Annotated in this window: 18 protein-coding genes and 1 riboswitch; of the genes, 5 read left to right on the plus strand and 13 right to left on the minus strand. The window is 64.0% G+C overall.

Translation table 11 applies throughout. The features are described 5' to 3' along the window. The first annotated feature begins 11 nt into the window (after positions 1 to 11). From OO730_RS14195 to OO730_RS14210, 4 genes are all read left to right on the plus strand, one after another. Positions 12 to 986: a tetratricopeptide repeat protein gene (locus OO730_RS14195; protein WP_264982133.1), complete on the plus strand. Its 975-nt coding sequence runs from the start codon at positions 12 to 14 to the stop codon at positions 984 to 986. Between the two features lie 52 nt (positions 987 to 1,038). Continuing rightward, entirely contained in the window at positions 1,039 to 1,899 is an 861-nt protein-coding gene (locus OO730_RS14200; protein WP_264982134.1) for an HDOD domain-containing protein, read from the plus strand. Between the two features lie 167 nt (positions 1,900 to 2,066). Beyond that, positions 2,067 to 3,776 carry a single-stranded-DNA-specific exonuclease RecJ gene (gene recJ, locus OO730_RS14205; protein WP_264982135.1) on the plus strand — a complete coding sequence of 570 codons (1,710 nt, stop codon included), beginning with the start codon at positions 2,067 to 2,069 and terminating at the stop codon, positions 3,774 to 3,776. Between the two features lie 23 nt (positions 3,777 to 3,799). Next, positions 3,800 to 5,329 (plus strand): amidohydrolase, encoded by a 1,530-nt coding sequence (locus OO730_RS14210; RefSeq protein WP_264982136.1) that lies wholly within the window; start codon positions 3,800 to 3,802, stop codon positions 5,327 to 5,329. 376 nt (positions 5,330 to 5,705) lie between these two features. On the opposite strand, the gene lipA is transcribed toward OO730_RS14210, so the two are convergent. From lipA to OO730_RS14275, 13 genes are all read right to left on the minus strand, one after another. Further along, entirely contained in the window at positions 5,706 to 6,575 is an 870-nt protein-coding gene (gene lipA, locus OO730_RS14215) for a lipoyl synthase (protein ID WP_264982137.1), read from the minus strand. Continuing rightward, positions 6,523 to 7,164 (minus strand): lipoyl(octanoyl) transferase LipB, encoded by a 642-nt coding sequence (lipB, locus tag OO730_RS14220; protein WP_264982138.1) that lies wholly within the window; start codon positions 7,162 to 7,164, stop codon positions 6,523 to 6,525. Before lipB ends, lipA begins: the two co-directional genes overlap by 53 nt. Next, positions 7,161 to 8,291, minus strand: coding sequence for a small ribosomal subunit Rsm22 family protein (locus OO730_RS14225; protein WP_264982139.1), 1,131 nt, complete (start codon positions 8,289 to 8,291; stop codon positions 7,161 to 7,163). The genes lipB and OO730_RS14225 overlap by 4 nt, the downstream gene beginning before the upstream one ends. After that, positions 8,281 to 9,825 (minus strand): ASKHA domain-containing protein, encoded by a 1,545-nt coding sequence (locus OO730_RS14230; protein WP_264982140.1) that lies wholly within the window; start codon positions 9,823 to 9,825, stop codon positions 8,281 to 8,283. Before OO730_RS14230 ends, OO730_RS14225 begins: the two co-directional genes overlap by 11 nt. Before the next feature lie 225 nt (positions 9,826 to 10,050). Next, on the minus strand, positions 10,051 to 10,851 hold the full coding sequence (locus OO730_RS14235; RefSeq protein ID WP_264982141.1) for a sirohydrochlorin cobaltochelatase: 801 nt from the start codon (positions 10,849 to 10,851) through the stop codon (positions 10,051 to 10,053). After that, complete coding sequence (gene cobI / locus OO730_RS14240; RefSeq protein WP_264982142.1) at positions 10,848 to 11,564, minus strand: precorrin-2 C(20)-methyltransferase; 717 nt, start codon at positions 11,562 to 11,564, stop codon at positions 10,848 to 10,850. Before cobI ends, OO730_RS14235 begins: the two co-directional genes overlap by 4 nt. A gap of 67 nt (positions 11,565 to 11,631) precedes the next feature. After that, positions 11,632 to 12,525 (minus strand): ABC transporter substrate-binding protein, encoded by an 894-nt coding sequence (locus OO730_RS14245; protein ID WP_264982143.1) that lies wholly within the window; start codon positions 12,523 to 12,525, stop codon positions 11,632 to 11,634. Beyond that, positions 12,522 to 13,307, minus strand: a complete 786-nt coding sequence (locus tag OO730_RS14250) for an ABC transporter ATP-binding protein (RefSeq protein ID WP_264982144.1) — start codon at positions 13,305 to 13,307, stop codon at positions 12,522 to 12,524. Before OO730_RS14250 ends, OO730_RS14245 begins: the two co-directional genes overlap by 4 nt. After that, complete coding sequence (locus OO730_RS14255) at positions 13,300 to 14,319, minus strand: FecCD family ABC transporter permease (RefSeq protein ID WP_264982145.1); 1,020 nt, start codon at positions 14,317 to 14,319, stop codon at positions 13,300 to 13,302. Before OO730_RS14255 ends, OO730_RS14250 begins: the two co-directional genes overlap by 8 nt. 8 nt (positions 14,320 to 14,327) lie before the next feature. Beyond that, positions 14,328 to 15,305 carry a sirohydrochlorin cobaltochelatase gene (locus tag OO730_RS14260; protein ID WP_264982146.1) on the minus strand — a complete coding sequence of 326 codons (978 nt, stop codon included), beginning with the start codon at positions 15,303 to 15,305 and terminating at the stop codon, positions 14,328 to 14,330. Between the two features lie 197 nt (positions 15,306 to 15,502). Beyond that, positions 15,503 to 15,678, minus strand: a riboswitch (cobalamin riboswitch). Positions 15,679 to 15,691: 13 nt separating this feature from the next. Further along, entirely contained in the window at positions 15,692 to 17,350 is a 1,659-nt protein-coding gene (locus tag OO730_RS14265) for a chemotaxis protein CheA (protein ID WP_264982147.1), read from the minus strand. 9 nt (positions 17,351 to 17,359) lie between these two features. After that, positions 17,360 to 18,085, minus strand: a complete 726-nt coding sequence (locus OO730_RS14270) for an Hpt domain-containing protein (protein WP_264982148.1) — start codon at positions 18,083 to 18,085, stop codon at positions 17,360 to 17,362. Between the two features lie 12 nt (positions 18,086 to 18,097). After that, complete coding sequence (locus tag OO730_RS14275; protein ID WP_264982149.1) at positions 18,098 to 18,493, minus strand: response regulator; 396 nt, start codon at positions 18,491 to 18,493, stop codon at positions 18,098 to 18,100. Positions 18,494 to 18,681: 188 nt separating this feature from the next. Between OO730_RS14275 and OO730_RS14280 the strand changes: the two genes are divergently transcribed. Further along, positions 18,682 to 19,272, plus strand: coding sequence for a TrmH family RNA methyltransferase (locus OO730_RS14280; RefSeq protein WP_264982150.1), 591 nt, complete (start codon positions 18,682 to 18,684; stop codon positions 19,270 to 19,272). The last annotated feature ends 3 nt before the right edge of the window (positions 19,273 to 19,275 follow it).

The raw sequence follows: 19,275 nt of genomic DNA on the forward strand, positions 1-19,275 counted from the left end.
CAGGAGCTGGCATGATCGATTTTGAATTCAAGTCGGACGCCAAAAAGGGTGACGCCTCCGCCCCGGACAAGCGCGGCGAAGAGAGCGTTCCAGCCGGGAGTGCGGACTCCGGGAAGGAACTCGTTCGCGATGGCGCCGAGAAGATCAAGGGCATCTTTTCCACCCAGACCGTGGGCAAGATCGGCACCGGCACCACCCAGCGCAAGACGATCCAGAAGACCTATTGGGACGCCGAGGAGCAGGACGACGGCCAGATCTGTATCCAGCCCCTCAATGTGAACTACGTCCCGTCCGGCCCCAAGCGGACCATCGAGCGCGAAGAATTTCTGACCAAGTTCAACCCCGAGCCCGAGTTTTACGTATCCACCGTCTATCCCGCCATGAAGGAGATGAACACCTCCATTGTGCGCGGCGAGAAGCACCGCGAGCGCGGCGCGGCCTACAGCGCCGAGTTCGAGTACAAGCAGGCCATGGCCATCGACGAGGAGAACGTCCGGGCCAACTTCGGCCTGGGGCTGACCTACCTCGACCGGGGCGACCAGGCCAAGGCCAACGACATTTTCGAGCGTCTGGTGGGCCTTGAGGCCGCTTTCGAGGAAGAGCACAAGCACCTGTTCAACGACTTCGGCATCAACATGCGCAAGAACAAGATGTACGACCAGGCCCTGCAATACTATCTGCGGGCCGAGGAACTGGTGCGCAACGACGAACATCTCTACCACAATATCGCGCGCTGCTACTTCGAAAAGGGCAACGTCGAAGGGTGCAAGGAATATTTGCTGAAGAGTCTGCAGGTGAATCCGAACCTGGAGGCCAGCCGTCAGTTCTGGGGCTACCTCAAGGGCAAGGGACTTGTGGCGCAGGGAGAGGGGCCGGACATCCCGATCGAGGAAGCCCGGAGTGCGCCGCCGACAAACGGCAGCGAGGAAAAGCCGCAGGCGGAGCCCAGGAAGAAAAAGCCGTCCGCGCCCATCAACCTGGATTAGCGGGGCAGGCGTCCGCTCGAAATGGAACCTGATCGGCAGTGCGGGAGCTTCCATGAACCAGAATAGGATTCAGCAGTTTTTGAGCGAACTTCCCCGCATGCGGGAAGACCTGCCATTTTCCCCCGACGTGCTGAAACAGCTTTTTGTCCAGACGGGCAGCGGGTCCATGGCCTCCCTGGAGGACGTGGGCGAGACCCTGAGCATGGATCAGGGGCTGACCACGCGCATTCTGAGCCTGGCCAACTCGGCCTATTACGGCCTGCAGGCCGAGGTCCGGTCCGTGCCCCGCGCCGCAGCCGTGCTCGGCATGGCCGAGATTCGCAACATCGTCCTGGCGCTCGGGGTGAACGGCCTGTCCTCCAAGTACGACATCCCCGGCGATTTCAATCTGAGCGATTACTGGACGCACCAGTTCCTGGTGGCCATGGTGGCCAAGGAGTTGTCGCACATGGTCGATGTGGGCAACCCGGACAACCTGTTCACCGTGGGCCTGCTGCACGACATCGGCAAGCTCATCACCGCTCTTCGGCGGCCCGAGGACTGGCAGGCCATGCACGACATGGCCGAGGACAACGAAATTTCCGACAGCGAGGCCGAAGAGGAATATTGGGGGCTGGACCACGCCGTTGTCGGCGCGCTGGTGCTCAAGTCATGGGATCTGCCCGCCGATCTGGTGGAACCGGTCAACTGGCACCATTCGCCCGCCCTGTCCCCGGAACACTCGGCAGAGTCGAACATCGTCTGTCTGGCGGATTATGTGATCCACGCCGTGGCTGACCCGGACGGCCCCTATATGGGCAAGGTGGAGGAACTCTGCCTTGACGTGCAGGTGGACATGGACGACCTCATGGAGGTCGCGGAAGAGCTGTTCGAGTCCGATGACATCGAGCAGTTCGTGAAAGTGCTTTCCTGACGGATTATTAAAGAAGTCAAAAACATGGGCTGTTCAACATGGTGAGATGAAAGGCGGAAAGGAGCTCGAGGCCGAAGCGTGGTTGTTCCGCGTGAGAGTTTTGAGTTCCTTGCAGCAACGCCTGGGACCGCCGTTTTACAACAGCCTGCCAACCTACCGGAATCACATTGCCCTGCATCTGGAAACCTCGCGGCGAAAAGACCGCGCCCCCTGACGCCGCCCGACTGGCGGATGAACTGGAAGTATCCGAACTGATTGTGGAGATCCTCGCCAACCGAGGCCTGTCCGGCGCGGAGGAGATGGACCGCTTCCTGAGCCCGCTGCTGCGCCATATGGCCCCGCCGTCCGAGATTCCCGGCCTGACCGACGGCGCCGAGACCCTGGCCCGGGGGCTGGCCGAGGGACGCACCCTGTGCGTCTGGGGCGACTACGACGTGGACGGCATCACGGCCACGGCCCTGGTCAAGGAGTTCTTCGCCCTGCACGGCATGGACGTCCGTCACCATCTGCCCAATCGCATGGAGGAGGGGTACGGCCTCAACGTCCCGCATATCGAAAAGCTCCATTCCGAGGGCGTGAACATGCTGCTCACCGTGGACTGCGGCATCTCGGACATGGAAGCCGTGGCCCGCGCCCGCGAACTGGGCATGATCGTGGTGGTCTCGGACCATCACCTGCCCGGCGAGACGCTGCCGGACGCCGACGCGGTCTGCGATCCGCGTCTCGGCGAGGAGGGCCCCTACGCCGACCTGGCCGGGGTGGGCGTGGCCCTGCTGCTCATGGCCGCGCTGAACCCGCTGCTGCCCGGCGAGCCCGTGGATTGGCGGCCCCTGCTCGATCTGGTGGCCCTGGGCACCATCGCCGACGTGGTCAGCCTGACCGGTCAGAACCGCATTTTGGTCAAGAACGGGCTCCTGCTCATCAAGGACGCACGGCGACCGGGCATGGCCGCCCTCAAGGTGGTCAGCGATTACGAGCGCCAGGCGGAATTGGGGGCCGGGCAGATCGGCTTCAATATCGCCCCGCGCATCAACGCAGCCGGGCGCATGGGCGACCCGGAAAAGGCGCTCAATCTGTTGCTGGCCAAGGATTTCGATACGGCCATGCCCATTGCCGAGGAGCTCAATGCCATCAACCTGGAGCGTCGCCGCCAGGAGCAGGAGATTGCGGACGAGGCGATGCAGCAGGCCGAGTCCATGCGGCAAAGGGCCGGGCTGGTGCTCTACGGCGATCACTGGCACCCCGGCATCATCGGCATCGTGGCCTCCCGGGTGGTGGAGAGGTTCTATCGGCCCACGCTCCTGCTCTGCGCCCCGGAAGCGTCCGGGGGGCTGCTCAAGGGGTCGGGCAGGTCCATCTCCGAGTTCAACCTCTATGAGGGGTTGCAGGCCGTGGGAGACTTGCTTGAAGGCTTCGGCGGGCACAAACAGGCGGCCGGGCTGACCGTGTCGCCGGACAACCTCGAAGCCCTGCGCCGCCGGTTTCATGACCACGTGGTCGAGACCCTGGGACCGGAGCCCCTCACGCCCACCCTCAAGCTCGACCACGAGCTGGGTTTCGCCAACATCAACAACACCCTGCTCAAGGAGCTGGAATTGTTGCAGCCTTACGGCATGGGGAACCCGGAACCCGTGTTCGCCACCAAGCCGGTCAAGGTGGTGGAATACGCCACCTTCGGCAGGGAGCGCGAGCACGTGAAGATCGTGCTGGAGGACCCGGAGACCGGGACGCGGCTGTCCGGCAAGGCGTGGCGGTCGGCCAAGACCCTGACCCGCGAGGCTTACGGGCGGACCATGCGTTTTGCCTTCACCCCCAAGATCGACCGGTTTCGGGGCATCCCCAAGATCGACCTGCGGATTCGCGACTGGATATTCTAACCACCTCATTCTCTTTCAATACAATGCACGATCATTTCATCCTGACCAACGTCAACGGCATCGCCATGGACGAGGCGGACACCCGCTTTGCCTCCGTGGCCGTGGAAAACGGGCGCATCCTCCGGGTGGGTTCCGAAACCGACATGGCTTCCCTGGTTGAAGCCGGTTGGCCCGTCCGCGACATGAATGGCAGCACGCTCCTGCCGGGTTTCATCGATACCCACCAGCACCTCGGCCTCACCGGGCAGGTGCTGCACGGCCTCGACTTTTCCGAGGACACGTCCCTGGAGTCCATCATGGAGAAGGTGGCCGTGGCCGCCCCGGACGTGCCCGAGGGGCAGTGGCTCTTCGGCTTTTCCTTCAACGAGCTGAACCTGCGGGAGATCAGGCTGCCCCACCGCAGGGGAATGGACGCGGCCTGTCCGGACCGCCCGTTGATGATCGTGCATTCGTCATGGCACCTCTGTGCCCTGAACAGCCGGGCCCTTGCCCTGCTCGATCTGCCCGCAGGGCTGCCGGGCATGGACATGGACGGCGACGGGCCCACCGGCGTTGTCCGCGACCCCGGCATCCTGTCGCACGTCGTTCCCAAGGTCAGCGCCCTGACCCCCACCGAGGTCAAGCTGGCCCGGTTCAAGGAGGCGTGCCGGGCGGCCATGAAAAAAGGCGTCACCACGCTGCACTGTCTCGAGGGCGGCGAGTTCGGCCCCGGAGACACCCGGGTGGTGGTGGAGCACCAGGACGAGCTGCCCCTGCACGCCATCGTCTGGAATCAGGTCATGGACATCGAGGAGACCCTGGAGCTGGGGCTGCCGCGCATCGGCGGCTGCATTTGCGCGGACGGGGCCATCAGCGCCTACACCGCCGCCTTTCTGGAGCCGTACGCCAACCAGCCCGGCAACTGCGGCACGCTGAATTTCACCCAGGAGCGGATGGACGACTTCATCCTGCAGGCCCACAAGGCGGGCTTGCAGGCCACCATCCATTGCGAGGCGGACCGGGCCATCGAGCAGGTGCTGTCGGCCATGGAAAAGGCCCTGGCCGCACACCCCCGCGACGACCATCGCCACCGCATCGAGCACTGCGAGGTGCCCACCGACGACCAGTTGCATCGCATGGCGCGGGCCGGGATCATCGCCGCCGTGCAACCGGCCTTCTTTCCCTATCTCATGAGCAACATGGAAGATTACGAGCGGCGGCTCGGACCTGAACGGGTGCGCCGCATCCAGCCGTACCGGGCGTTTCTCGACGCCGGAGTGAAGATGTGCGGCGGCTCGGACTGCCCCATCACGCCCTATGCGCCGCTGGAAGGGGTGCAGGCCGCTGTGATGCACCCGGTGGAAACCGAGCGGCTGACGGTCGTGGAGGCGTTGCGCCTGTTCACCATCGACGCCGCCTATGCGGGCTTCGAGGAGAGGGAGCGCGGCTCCATCGAGCCGGGCAAGATAGCGGACTTCGCGGTCCTGGCCGACGACCCGACACATGTCGCGCTCGAGGATATCGGCTCCATCAAAGTGGAAGCGGTGTTCGTGGCCGGGCAACCGGTGAGGTGAGTGGGCCTCCGGCCCCCCGTCCCCATCTTTTCCTAAACTTCTTGTATGCGCATTCGTGCGGGTTGTGGTTGAGGTCAGGTGCGTCTTGTCTTTGTCTGTCAGGTAGATTGAAAAGGGGTGTGGAAAAGAAATGGGGTTTTGGGGGATCGAATGATTTCAAGATAAACTTTCCGCGATTTGGACAAGAAAAAACGCCGCACCATGTTTGAGCATGATACGGCGTTTCTCGTTTTTCTTGTCCAAATCGCAAACCGGCCCAGGGGACGACGGGCGCCAAACGGCGTCAGCGCGCCTCTCGCCGAAGGCGACGTGGGATTCTTAAGGCCCTCGGCCTTAAGCGGGTCCAGGGCAGCGCCCTGGTCTCCCCGAAGGGGGCCTAGACGAATTCAGCCGCGTTGTAGCTCGACCGGACCAGGGGCGCGCAGAACATGTGGCGGATGCCCCGGTTTTTCCCTTCCTCGGCGTAGCGGTCGAACGTCCCGGGCTCCACGTAGCGCTTGACCAGCGGATGGAGGCGGCTGGGCTGCATGTACTGGCCGATGGTCACGATGTCGCACTTGATTTCGGCCAGGTCGTCGAGGACCTTCATGATCTGATCGTCGTTTTCGCCCAGCCCGACCATGATGCCCGACTTGGTCGGGATGTCCGGAGCCAGTTCCTTGGCCCGTTTCAGGAAATGCAGCGACTGCTCGTAGTCTGCCTGGGGGCGGACCGCCTCGTACAGGTGGGGCACGGTCTCCAGGTTGTGGTTGAGCACGTTGGGGCGGGCACCGAGCACCGTCTTGAGCGCGGCTTCATCGCCCCGGAAATCCGGGGTGAGCACCTCGATGGTGCAGCCGGGCATGGCGGCGCGCACGGCGTTGATGGTGGCCGCGAAGTGTCCGGACCCGCCATCGGGGAGGTCGTCGCGGGTGACCGAGGTGATGACCACGTGCCTGAGTTCCAGCCGCCTCGCGGCTTCGGCCACGCGGGCCGGTTCGGTGGGGTCGAGGGGTTCCAGGTCCCCGGAGGCGATGTTGCAGAAGGCGCAGTTGCGCGTGCAGATGTTGCCCATGATCAGGAACGTGGCCACGTTCTTGGAAAAGCATTCCCATTTGTTGGGACACTTGGCGGACTGGCAGACCGTGTTCAGGTTGAGGTCGCCTATCAGCCCGGAGGTGTTGGAGAAATTTCGCCCCTCGGGCAGCTTGATCCTAAGCCAGGGCGGAATCCGCAAAGGCTTTTCTGAATTCTTCTTCAAAGACATTCTTGACGTCCTTCATGTCGATGTCGCGCCCGGTCTCCCCCTCGATGGAGGTGGGGACCGCGCCCTGGATGCCGCACAGGGTGATGGCGTTGAACAGGCTCAGGTCGCGGCCCACGTTCAGGGCCAGCCCGTGGTAGGTGACCCAGCGCTTAACGCCGATGCCCATTGAGCATATTTTCCGTGTTTCGTCCACCCACACTCCGGGATGACCGGGCCTGCGGATGGTTGCCACGCCGAAGCGGGCGCAGGTTCGGATGACCGCCTCTTCCATGTCGTGGAAGAATCGGCGCATGCCGCCGGGCCGTTTCTCCACCCGCCAGATGGGGTAGGCCACCAGCTGGCCGGGGAAGTGGCAGGTGATGTTGCCGCCGCGCGTGGTCTGGGCCAGCTCGATGCCGTGCTCGGCCAGGAGCTTGGGGTCCATGTGCAGGTTCTCGGCCCCGCCCTGGCGGCCCAGGGTGATGACCTTGGGGTGTTCCAGCAGGAACACGGTGTTCTCCCGTTCACCGGCGGTGACCGCCGCGAGCGTTTCCAGTTGCAGGGCCTCGGCTTCCTTGTAGCCGATCAGCCCGAGGTCGATGATCTTCATTTCGTGTCGGGTTTCTGTTTGTAGGGCAGGATGAGGGCCTTGGACTTGAGGTCGGTCTTGGGCCTTTCCGGCCAGTTGGGCGCAAAGGACTGGCCCGGCTGGAGCGGGCGTGTGCCGGGTGCGTAGTCGATGAGCGTCAGCCCCCGGTCGGAGCAGGCGTACTGGCCCCTGTTGCCGTGCAGCTTGAAGGGTTCGGAGATGGCCCGGACAGCGCCCCAGTTGGTTCCGCCCTTGCGGGAGAGATAGAGGAAATTCAGGGTCACGTTGTCCTTTTCAAGACGGGCGTCCTTGGACATGGCCTCCAGCCAGGCGGGCACGTCCTTGACGGAGAAGTTGAAGTGGCACCAGGACGTGCCCTGGCCCAGGGCGGGCATGGGGCAATCCCCGTCGTGGGGGCAGGGGGCGATGGGGCTGAACCCGTTTGCCAGCAGCGAGGAGCGCAGCTCGGCGATGATGCGTCCGGTGAGCCGCACGCCGGTCTCGATGACCAGGACGCGGCCCGTGTCCGACACCGAGGCGGCGAAGTGCTTGGCGATCCCTTCGGCCTGGGGGCGGGCGGTGCGGCCTGACCAGTCCAGCTCGTTGAAGGTGTTGGCCGCGATGAGCAGGTCGGGCTTGGTGCGCAGATGGTCCAGGAAGCCCGCCTTGACCGTCTTGATGCGCCAGGGGGAATCCTCCCCGGCCATGGCCTGGAAAAGCTTGAGCCCGACCTGCATGGATTTGGGGGCCAGGTCGAGGCAGGTGAAGTTGAGCTTGCGGCCGCGCAGGTGGGGCCGGGCCATCCACAGGGCGATGACTGCCGTGAGCGGGCCGGTGCCGATGTCCGCCACCTGGCCGTTCTCGGGGATGTCCAGCTCCAGTCCGGTGAAGAGCCGGGACATGCGGTACAGGTTCCAGGGCAGGAAATAGTGGAGGTAGGGCGACAGGTACTTGTCGTCGGTCATGTACTCCTTGCGCCGCTTGGACCGGTCAACGGTCAGGCCGCGCGACATGTCCCGGATGTCGTACTTGAGGTGCTCCCGGTGTTTGCTTTTGAGCGGCCAGGTCCTTTTCAGCAGTTTGCCGAACCGTTCGAGCTCCGCCGCGTTTTCTTCGGTGATGGGTGGGAACAAATTGTCAATCGACATGGGTAAACCTCATACGGCGCACGTATTCGCTGCCGAAGGAATCGTCCCCGGCCAGCTCCAGCCGGGTCAGGGTGGCGGGGATGGACTCGGCGAAATGCCGGGCTTCGGGGTCGGTGAGCAGCAGCTCGGTCCCTTTGAGGGAGGTGTTGCCCGCCTTGACCGCCTTGGCCGAACAACCGGCGGGCAGGAAGCCGAGGGTCTCCAGGTCGTCGAGGCCCACGTGCTCGCCCAGGGCTCCGGCGATATGGATGGCCGCCAGACCGGCCGGGTCGAGGCCCGCTTCCTTGAGCAGGGCGGACATGGCCAGGTTGAAGGCGGCCTTCACCTTGAGGATTTCCTCCACGTCCGAGGCGGGCAGGAAGAGGTCGTCCGTGATGGTGAAGGCGGGCTCGCCGTTGATGGTCGTCACCCGCTGGGCCAGCTTGGCTGCCAGGGGCGTGGTCCCCTGCCCGAACTGGCCGGACTCGGTGAGCACGCCCTGTCTGAGCAGGATGGCCACCAGCGACAGATAGCCTGTGCCGGTCATGCCGGGCTCGCCCTGCAGTCCGTCGAAATAGGTTGCTTCCAGTCCCTTGGGCGTCAGGGTGAAGCCGGTGATGGCCCCCGGTCCGGCGGTTCGCCCGAAGGAGAGGCCCACGCCTTCCAGGGCCGGGCCCATGGGCACGCTGGCGCAGAACCGCTTGTCCGGGGCAACGGACAGGATGAATTCGCCGTTGGTGCCGAGGTCGGCCAGCAGCAGGGGGTAGCGGGGAGCGGCGTCGTATTCGACGGCGGTCAGTCCGGCGGACAGGTCCGCGCCCACGAACGGGGCGAGCAGCGGCGGGATGTAGGCCGGGGGCAGTCCCGCGCCCAGCATTTTCTCGTCGCCACCGGTGTAGGAAAGTGTGTAGGGGGCGGTGGCCAGGTCGTCCGGCTTCCTGCCCAGCAGGATGTAGGTCATGGCCGGGTTGCCGGACACGGCCAGGCCGATGCACTGCCCGCCGAGGTTGCGGGCCGCCAGCCGCGCCAGGTCGGTGATCCGGTCGGTGATCAGGGCGCGGAGCACGAACCGTCCCTCCGCCGTGGCCGCTGCGGCCAGTCGGGACATGACCTCGGAGCCCAACCCGGTCTGGGGATTGAGCTCGCTGCCCGTGGCCACGGGCTCGTCGTTGACCAGCGCGGTCCAGTGGATGGAGGTGGTGCCGAGGTCCACGGCCAGCTTGAAGTCGCCCGAACCCTGCTTGAGGGTGCGCACGGCCCGCCGGGAGCGGCGCGGTTCGGGCAGTTCGATTTCGCACGGTTGCGACGGGTGCAGGCAGGAGAGCCGCCAGCCGTCGTCCACGGCCTGTGCGCCCAGCTTGCGCAGCTCGTCGGAGTTGGCCTCGGGCGCGTCGGAGAGGTAGCGCACGCGGCACAGGCCGCATTTGCCCAGCCCCGAGCAGAGCGGCACCCCGTGCCACAGACGGGAGAGAAAGATGGTCCGGGCCAGGGAGTCGCCCGCATGGGGTTCCAGGGCGAACCGGCCGCCGTCGTGGGTGTGAATGAGTATGCTCAAGGTGTTCTCCGTCGATGTCGCAGACTAGCCCATGGGTGTCGGGGTTGGCAATACGGTCCGCTTTTCCTGTGCGTCACGCAGCCCGTGCCCGGCGTGCGGATTCGTCCCCCATTTCCCCCGCCGACCAACGGCGAAGCGGCACCCCCTCCCTCAACCGTCACCCGCGCGAATGCGCCTATAAAAAGTTTAGGAAAAGAGGGGATAGGGGTCAGGGGCCTCCCCCCGTCAACACCGGGTCAGCCGCTTGAGGGCGTCGTCCAGGTGTTCGAGCCAGATGTTCACCAGCCGGTCGTATTCACCGGCCCCTTTGAGCACGGGTTCGCATCGGATTCCGGCCTGTTCAAGCCGGGTCTTCCAGCTGGTCTCGCCGTCGCCGATCATGTCCCGGGCCACGTGCCAGCCCGCGCCGAACAGGAAGGGGATGAGGTATGCCTTCTTCACCCCGTCGGCCTTGAACCGCTCGATGAAGACGTCGATGGACGCTTCCTTCTGGTGTTCCATGACGCCCATGTGCACGGTCCGGTCGCGCTCCTGGAAGAAGCGGTGCAGGGCTTCGTAGTATACGGAGTTGTCATGGCGCGTGCCGTGGCCCATGAAGAGCACGGCGTCGTTCTCTCCCTTGCCCTCCTCGGCGATGGACAGGATGGCCTCGGCCACCCGCGTGAGGTGTTTCTCGTCCGCCACCAGGGGAAAGCCGATCTCCACGCGGTTGAACCCGCCTTCCTTGAGCATCATCTCGCTGGCCAGGCCGAGCAGTTCGTGGAACTCGTTGCCCGGGATCAGGTGCAGGGACTGGATGGCCACGTGGGTGACGCCGTCATCGAGCAGCGCGTCCAGGGCCTCGGCCACGGATTCCACTTCTTCGCCCGCCTTTTTCATATGCCCGCGGATGATGCTGGACGTATAGGCCAGCCGGACGGGCAGGTCGGGATGGGCTTGGCGCACCCGCTCGACGATGTGGTCGAGGGACGCTGCGGCGTTCTTGTGGCGGGAGCCGAATGCGGCCAGGACGATGGCTGTCTTCATTTGTCCTCGTTCTTCTTGACCAGGGCCAGGGAAAAGTAGTGCGGCCTTTCCGGCGCGTCCTTGATGTCGGTCAGGATGGACTCGCCTTCCATGCCCAGCCGGGACACCAGGACCGTCTTGTCGGCGAGCCGCAGCCTGGTCAGGGTGTCGCGGATTTCCTCGAAGTTCTTGTAGGCCTTCAGGATAACGGCATTGTCGGCCACGTCAAGCTGTGCTTCCAACCTGTCCGGGTCGGACACGCCCGAGGTGATGAGCAGGGACTCCTTGGACTCGGCCAGGACCAGCCCGATGCTGGCGGCGGCGGCGTGGAAGGAGGTGATGCCCGGTATGGCCCGCAGCCGGGTGTCCGGGGCGAGCTTGAGCAGGGTGCGCTGCAGGTAGCCGTATGTGGAGTATGTCAGCGGGTCGCCCAGGGTCAGGAAGGCGGCGTCCTCGCCGCGGTCGAGCACCTCGGCCACGATGGCCGCATTGGCCTGCCAGGCCTTTTCGAGCTCTTCGGGGTCCTTGGTCATGGGAAAACCGAGCTGGATGACCTGTGCGCCCTCCTTCAGATGCGGCCGGGCGATTCCGTAGGCGGTGGAATAGTCGTTCTTGGTGGAGGCGGCGGCAAAGACCACGTCCACCTCGCCGAGGGCGCGGATGGCCTTGAGGGTGATCAGTTCCGGGTCGCCGGGGCCGACCCCGATGCCGTAAAGCGTGCCTTTCTTCGTCATGGTATTTCCTTGCCTCTCCTGCGGGGAGCAGACTGTGTCCTGTTTCGGTTGCGGCGTCAATCGCAGGCTACCAGTGCAGCAGCCGGTATACGGTGTCGATGCCCGTCAAAAGCCGCATGGTCGGTCTGGATACCAGGTGCTCGTCCACCAGGAAGACGGTGTTGTTCAGCACGGCCTTGATGCGCGAGGCAGCCGGGCCGTTGCGGATCTTGTCCACCGAGACCTGGTTCATGGCTCCGTACTGGGCCAGGTAGAAATCGATGTCCTTGCCCCTGTCGAGCAGGCGTTCCAGGCCGTAGGCGGCAATATTGGTGTCGCGTTTCGGCCTGGCGTCGGGCGCCGCGTTCCGCCCGCCCGCGTAGTGCAGGACGAACAGGGGCATGGAGCCGGGCGAAAAGGTGGCGTGTTTGGAGTGGATGGATTCGAAAAATACCCTGGGCCGTTCCTGCTCCGGCAGGTGCGCGAGCCGTTCCTCGAAGAAGGAGAGCTTGTCCTTGAAGGTACGGACCATCCCCTCGGCATCCGTTTCCCTGCCGGTCAGCAGCCCGAGGGCGCGCCAGTACCCGTACATCTCGTCCACGGTGTTGGGTTGCAGGGAGACCACGGTGATCCCGTGTCGTTCCAGGGCCTGCCACAGGCCGGGATACCCCCTGTCGAGCATGGGGCGGATGAGTACCAGGTCCGGCTCGGCGGCCAGGAACCGCTCCACGCCGTCGCGGGCGCTGAAGGCGGTCTTTTCCATGGCGTGCGCGGGATAGTCCTCCTGGCGGGACACGCCGACGATTTCCTCGTCGAGGCCGAGCTCGAAGAGGTTTTCGCTGTGCGCCGCGTACAGGGAAATGATGCGGGTGAACGGCTTGTCGAAAGTGACGGTTCTCCCGGAGTCGTCGGTCATGGTCAGGGCCGAGGCGGTGGCAGGCAGGAGGAGTATGAGAAGAAGGGCGGAGAGAATTCGGTTCACGATGCTTCCTGTGAATAGATGATGGCCGGTCCGGCTTCGGTGTCCAGCACGGTTGTCCGGACGCGGAAGATGGCTTCGATGTTGGCCGGGGTGAGCGTCTCTTCAGCGGTTCCCTGGGCGTGCGCCGTCCCGTCGGCAAGGATGATCACCCGGTCGCAGAACCTGAGCGCCAGGTTGAGGTCGTGTAGGACCGTGATCACGTTCCTGCCCTGCTCCCGCGCCAGCCGTCGGAGCTCGGTCATGGTCGCCAGCCCGTGCCGGATGTCCATTGACGAGGTGGGCTCGTCCAGGAGCAGGACCGGGGTGTCCTGAGCCAGCCCCCGCGCCACCACGGCGCGTTGCCGTTCGCCCCCGGACAGGTCGGCCAGCACCCGGTCGCGCAGATGGCCGAGGTCCATGACCGTCAGGGCCCGTTCCGTCATCTCCAGGTCCGTCGGCAAGGGGCGGGCGAACCGTGGGATGTGCGGGTGGCGGCCCATGAGTACGGTCTCGAACACGGTGAAGGGAAAGTTGGCGACAGGGACCTGTTCCACCAGGGCCAACCGGCGGGCCAGTCGGGAAGCGGGATACTCCCCGACGGGAACGGAGTCAAGGGCGGCCTGGCCGCTGTTTGGGGCGAGGTGGCCGGAGAGAAGCCCGAGCAGGGTGGACTTGCCGCATCCGTTCGGGCCGACGATGCCGTGGAGCAGGCCCGGCTCAAAGGCCAGGTCCAGGCCGCGCAGGACCGGCGATTCCCCGTACCCGAAGCGCAGGGACGTGGTGTTGATGTGGCCGCTATCCATGGAGTTTCCTGCGGCTGCGGGTGAAGATGTGGCAGAACACCGGGCCGCCGATGAGGGCGGTGAGCACGCCGATGGGCACCTCCTGGGGCAGGACGGCGCGGGTGCAGGTGTCCGCCGCCAGCAGGAGGATTCCCCCGCCCAGGCCGGAGGCGGGCAGCAGCCACCGGTTGTCCGGCCCGACCACCATGCGCATCAGGTGGGGGATGATCAACCCCACGAATCCGATGACCCCGGAAACGGACACGCAGACCGCGCTGACCAGCGACGCCGTGACCAGCAGGAAGAGACGGATCTTTCCCGTGTCCACGCCCAGGCTGCGGGCAGAGCGTGCGCCCAGGCTCATGACGTTCAGGTCGCGGGCGAAGTAGAGGCAGGCCAGGAATCCGGGCAGCACGGCGCAACCGGCCAGTACGGCGTCGGTCCAGGTGCGGGCCGCGAAACTGCCCATGAGCCAGAAGACGATGACCGATACCCGTTCGTCGGCCATGTACTTGATGAAGCTCAGCCCTGCCGAAAGGATGGCTGAGATGATGACGCCCGCCAGGATGAGATTGGCCGGATTGAGCTCGCCGTCGCGCCCGGACATGGCGATGACCGCCACCAGGGTGGCCGTGGCCCCGAGAAAGGCCATGATCGGCAGGGTGGCCGGACCGGCGAAGGCCAGGCCCAGCAGCAGGGACAGGGCCGCGCCGAAGGCCGCCCCGGACGACACGCCCAGGGTGAACGGGTCGGCCAGGGGGTTGAGGAGCAACCCCTGGAAGACGGCGCCGGACACGGCCAGGCCGAAGCCCACCAGCAGGGCGCACAGGATGCGCGGCAGCCGGACGTCGATGACCACGCTCGCCTTGAGCGGGTCCACGGTTTCCGCCGCTCCCCGCAGCCACTCCGACAGGGCGGCGACCACTTCGCCGGGCGAGACTTCGATGAAGCCCATTCCGGCGGCCAGCACCACCATTCCTGCCAGGGAGCAGGCCAGGGCGGCGACGGCGGTGGTGCGGGAAACGGCGGTCATGGTTTTCCTTACGGCAAGAGGTGGGTTTGGGCCAGGGCGTCGTCGAGGTGGCGCACGTAGATGTCCGCCCAGGCGTCCACCATGCCCAGCCCGCGCAGGTCGGTCTTGACCGTGAAGCCTTCCTTGGCGAGCAGCACTTTCCAGGCGTCGTCCTCGTCTCCGGCCATGTCGTTGGAGGCGTGGTCGCCGGCCACGATCATGAACGGCTTGAGCAGCACGTTCTTCTTGCCGCTTTGTTTGAGCAGGGCCAGCATGTCGTCGAAGGCGGGGTAGCCTTCCACGCAGGCGACATACACGGGGTAGTCGTGCCTGTTTTGCATTTCACGTTGGAATTCCGCGTAGATGCCCGTTGAGTAGAAGTCGTTGCCATGGCCCATGTAGACCAGGGCGGCGTCCATCTTCCCGGCCTCGTCAACGTCCGCCTTGAGGGCCTGGGCCGCAGCAGCGATGTCCTCGGTGTAGGGGTGGGCGTCGCCGGGCATGCCCAGCGCCGGGCGGCCCAGCCGCATGGCGGTGAAGGGCAGGGATTTGGCCTTGACCGTGCGGATGGAGCGCAGGCCGATCAGGGTGTTCTTCAGGTCCGCGAACTCCTCGCCGGAGAAGACGTGCAGGGACTGGACGGTGACGTCCTTGTATCCGGCGTCGGACAGGTCGGCCAGGGTGGCCAGCGGGCTCTTCACGAACAGCACGTCTTCGGGCACGCCGGGGTTGGCCTTCTGCCAGGCCGCGTCGTCGCGGCGTTCCTTCCAGATGTTCCGGATGATGCCGGAGGTGAAGGCGAGCCTGACCAACGTGCCGGGGTGGGCCTTTTCGATCCGGGTCCGGATGTTCAGGATGGACTTGAGCGCCTCGGGATAGGAAGTGCCGAAGGCGGCCAGGACGATGGCCTGTTTGGCCGGGCCCTGGTCGTGATGGCCGGCAAAGGCGGGGACGGCCAGGGTGAGAACGAGAACGCAGACGATGAGCGATTCTACGATACGATGCATGATTTCCTCCGTTTCGGAGGGCGTGTTCTGGGAATGAAAACCCCCTTTTCCGTCGGATTCCGGAAAAGGGGAGCCGTTTTTTCCCTTCAGTGCCGCAAGCGGTAAGCCCTCGTACCACCGGGGCAGGACCATGGTCGTCAAGCCGCTTTGGAACGACCGGATGCGCGGCTGCGGATTCGAGAATCCGGCAGGCTGGCCCGGTGGCGGCTTGTCAGGCAGGTCTTCCGGCTGGCCCCTCGCGCCTTCGCCTTCCCAGGCGTATGCCCAGTGGCGTGTTGAAAGCGGTCGGCAGGGCGTCACGGCGGCGGGTCCGCTCCCGATTCACACGGGATTCCCTATTGAGCTGTCGAGCACCTGAAGTCGCGAAATTATGTCCGGTCGGGCCGTTATGTCAAGCTCGTTTGCGCCTGTGCGGCGATCCGTTCCTGGAAGTGGCGGATCATTTCCTCGGTGTCTATGACCAGGGCGTCGGATTCGCCCATCATGCCGTAGCCGAGGATGGGGATGTCGAAGATTTCCTCCACGGGAACGGTGAAGCCCGTGATGACTACCTGCTGCTGCCTGAGGACCTCGTCCACCAGGATGGCGCCCTTGTAGTCGCCCACGCGCACGACGATGGCCTGGGCCATCTCGATGTCGTCCACCTGCGGGGTCAGGTCCAGGAGGTCGGCAAGCCTGAGCAGGGTGTGGATCTCGCCGCGCACGTCCACGGTCTCGCGTCCGTCCGGCAGCCCGACCACGTCGTTGAGGCGCGGCATGTATATTTCCACCACGTCCCGGCTGGGCACGATGAACGTCTCGCCGCCCACCTTGGCGATGAGGGCTTCCACGATGCCTTCGTTGGCCGAGCGGTCCAGGGGGATTTCGATGGTGAAGGCCGCGCCCTTGCCCAGCTCGCTCTCGATGCGCACGTCGCCGTCCAGGGTGACCTTGATGGCGTTGACCACGGCGTCCATGCCCACGCCGCGACCGGACACGTCGGTGATCTTCTCCGCCGTGGAAAAGCCGCTCTGGAGCACGAACTGGAGGATTTCCCCGGTTTCGTATTCACCGTCCGCCTCGGCCAGTCCCTTTTCGATGGCCTTGTTGAGAATCCTGTCGGGGTCCAGCCCGCGGCCGTCGTCCCTGACCTGGATGTATGCGTTGTCGCCCTTCCGCCAGGCGGACAGGGTGACGATGCCGGTGTCGGTCTTGCCTGCGGCCTTGCGCCCGTCGGGGTCTTCCAGGCCGTGGTCCACGGCGTTGCGCAGCAGGTGGACCAGGGGCTCGTTGAGGCTTTCCACGATGGTCTTGTCCAGGGCCAGGTCGTCGCCATTGACCTGGAAGTCGATCTTCTTGCCGATCTTCTGGCTCAGGCTCTTGACCAGCCGGTGCATGGGCATGAAAATCTGCTTGAGCGGCACCAGGCGGATGGAGTTGACCTCCATCTGGAGCTTGCTGATGACGTTGTCCAGTTCACGCAGGGAGGAAGCCACCTGGGACATGTTGGTGGAGCCGCCCTGGGCGATGACCGCATAGGTGACCATGAGCTTGCCCACCAGTTCGATGACCCGGTCCAGGGAGTCCGTGGGCACGCGGATGGAGGAGATGGCCGAGGCCGCAGTCTTGGCCTCGGGCTTGGCCTTTTCCGGCTTTTTGGCTTCTTCGGCCTGGTCCTGCTCGCCTTGCTCTTCGATTTCGACTTCAACGGCGGGCGGCTCCTCAAAGGCCTTGGCCGCACTCTCTTCGGTCTCCTCGACAAAGCCGGAGGAGGACTTTTCGATCTTGGCCAGGGCGTCGGCGCTATCTTCCAGAAGGCCGCCCAGGGCGAAGAAGAATTTCTTGTGGGCCTCGCAGATGCCGAGCATGGAGGTGATGATTTCCCGGCTCGGCGGCGTGATGCCGTCCTTGAGCATGTCCAGGATGGCGATGACGCTTGCCGAGGAGAGTTTCATGCATGACAAGCCGAGTGCATCCACGGCCTCGCCGGCGCCCTGGCCGGTGGCTTCCACGTCGAGAATTTGCGTCTCGATGTCTTCGATGCACTGTATGATGCTGTCCTGCATGATATCCCCTTATTGCGTAGTGAAATAGGTTTCTTCGTCGGCGTAAACGGAAATGGTCTGGTCGAAACCCCAGGCGTAGAGGGTCATCCTGGCTTCGGCAGACATGTTGCAGGCGGCGATCTTGAAGGTGGTGCCCATGGAGGACACGGCCGCCCAGGCCCCGGAGCCGAAGGTCAGGACCTGGCCCAGGTCCAGGAGGATGGAGTCCCCGGGCTCCACGGAGAGGATGGCCGAGATGATGGGCTTGAAATGGCCGTCCAGGTGGACGCGGGGGTCCTTGACGCGGATGATGGTCACCTCGTCCCGCGTCTCCACGTCCACGCCCGCGCCGGTGATTTCGGAAATTTCCTGGCCGGACTCCGATGCCGCGCGGATGAGTTCCAGGACCTCGTTCTGCTCTTCCTCGTCCGGGTTCCCTTCGCGCAACTGCTCAAGGACCTGGAAGATCATGTTCACCCCGCGCGAGAGCAGGGTGACGTTTTCCGACGTCGAATCCACATCGCCGGACTGGACCTTCTTCAGGAAGTCCTCGATCTTGTGGGTGAAATGGGATGCCTCTTCGAATCCCGCCATGAAGCCGGTCACACCCTTGATGGTGTGCAGGGGGCGGGCCAGGATTTCGATGCCGTCGGCGAGTTTGTCGCCTTCCAGCATTTCCAGCCCGTCCATGACCTGGGGGTAGTATTTGTCGTTGACCTCGGAGAAGAACTCCTCGACCATTGGATCTTCGCTCATGACGGTCCTTTCCTATTTGTTCAGAAGTCCGAGCTTTTCCAGTTCCTCGTAAAGCTTGTCCTTGGCAACCGGCTTGACGATGTAGGCGGAGGCCTCGCCGTCGTAGAACGTCTTAATGACGGTCTGCGGATCGTCCAGGGCCGTGGTCATGATCACCTTGACTCTCGGGCGATAGTTGTTTTCGTTTTCGATCTTTCGGATCTTCTGCAATGCCTCGATCCCGTCCACCTCGGGCATCATGATGTCCATCAGAATCAGGTCGTACGGATTACCGTCCGTGTGGCTCAGCTTGAACGCCTCAACGGCCTCCCGCCCGTTGACGACGATATCGACATCGAACAGGGTCATGAGGAAGGACCGCAAAACTTTGCGGCTGAGGAATTCGTCTTCGACAATCAATGCGCGCATGCTTCACTCCGTCGGTATCTAGGGAAATAGTACCAATTTCTCTTCTTTTCCTATGGTAAAGGAAAAAAAGTCAATACGATGATTGAAGATTATCATGCCTTGCGATAGCACGTTTTTTTCATTTTTGCATGTCCTTGGTGTTGCCGACGGGCTTGCCAATTGCCGGGAGAATCGTTACCAAGCCGGCTATGTCACGCGAGATCACGGAAAAACGGAAAGAGCGCATCGATCGGGTTCTTGCCAGGCGGCAGAAGGACCTCACTCTAGTCATGGACAACATATGGGACCCGCACAACGTCTCTGCTGTGCTCAGGAGCTGCGACGCCTTCGGCGTGGCCGGGGTCCATCTCTATTATACGACGTCCCAGTGGCCCGACCTCGGCAAGAAAAGTTCCGCCTCGGCAAAAAAGTGGATTCACCGCACCCTGCACGTGGACGCCGGGGCCATGGTCGATTCCCTGCGGGCCCGGGACATGCAGCTGTTGCGGACCGGATTTTCCGAGACCGCCCGACCGGTCATGGATTTCGACTTCACCAAGCCCACAGCGATCATATTAAGCAACGAGCATCGGGGCACTTCCCCGGAATTGGCCGAGCTTGTTGAAGATGAAATATACATTCCCATGCAGGGCATGGTACAGAGTTTCAATGTGTCGGTGGCTGCGGCCATCATTCTCTATCAGGCATTCACTCAACGGGACCGGGCGGGGATGTATGATTCGCCCACATTTTCCGACGAGGAATTGGAACAGCTCAAACGCGAATGGTATTCAAGATAAAAA

The organism is Pseudodesulfovibrio portus, assembly GCF_026000375.1.
In the GTDB taxonomy this organism is placed as follows: Bacteria; Desulfobacterota; Desulfovibrionia; order Desulfovibrionales; family Desulfovibrionaceae; genus Pseudodesulfovibrio; species Pseudodesulfovibrio portus.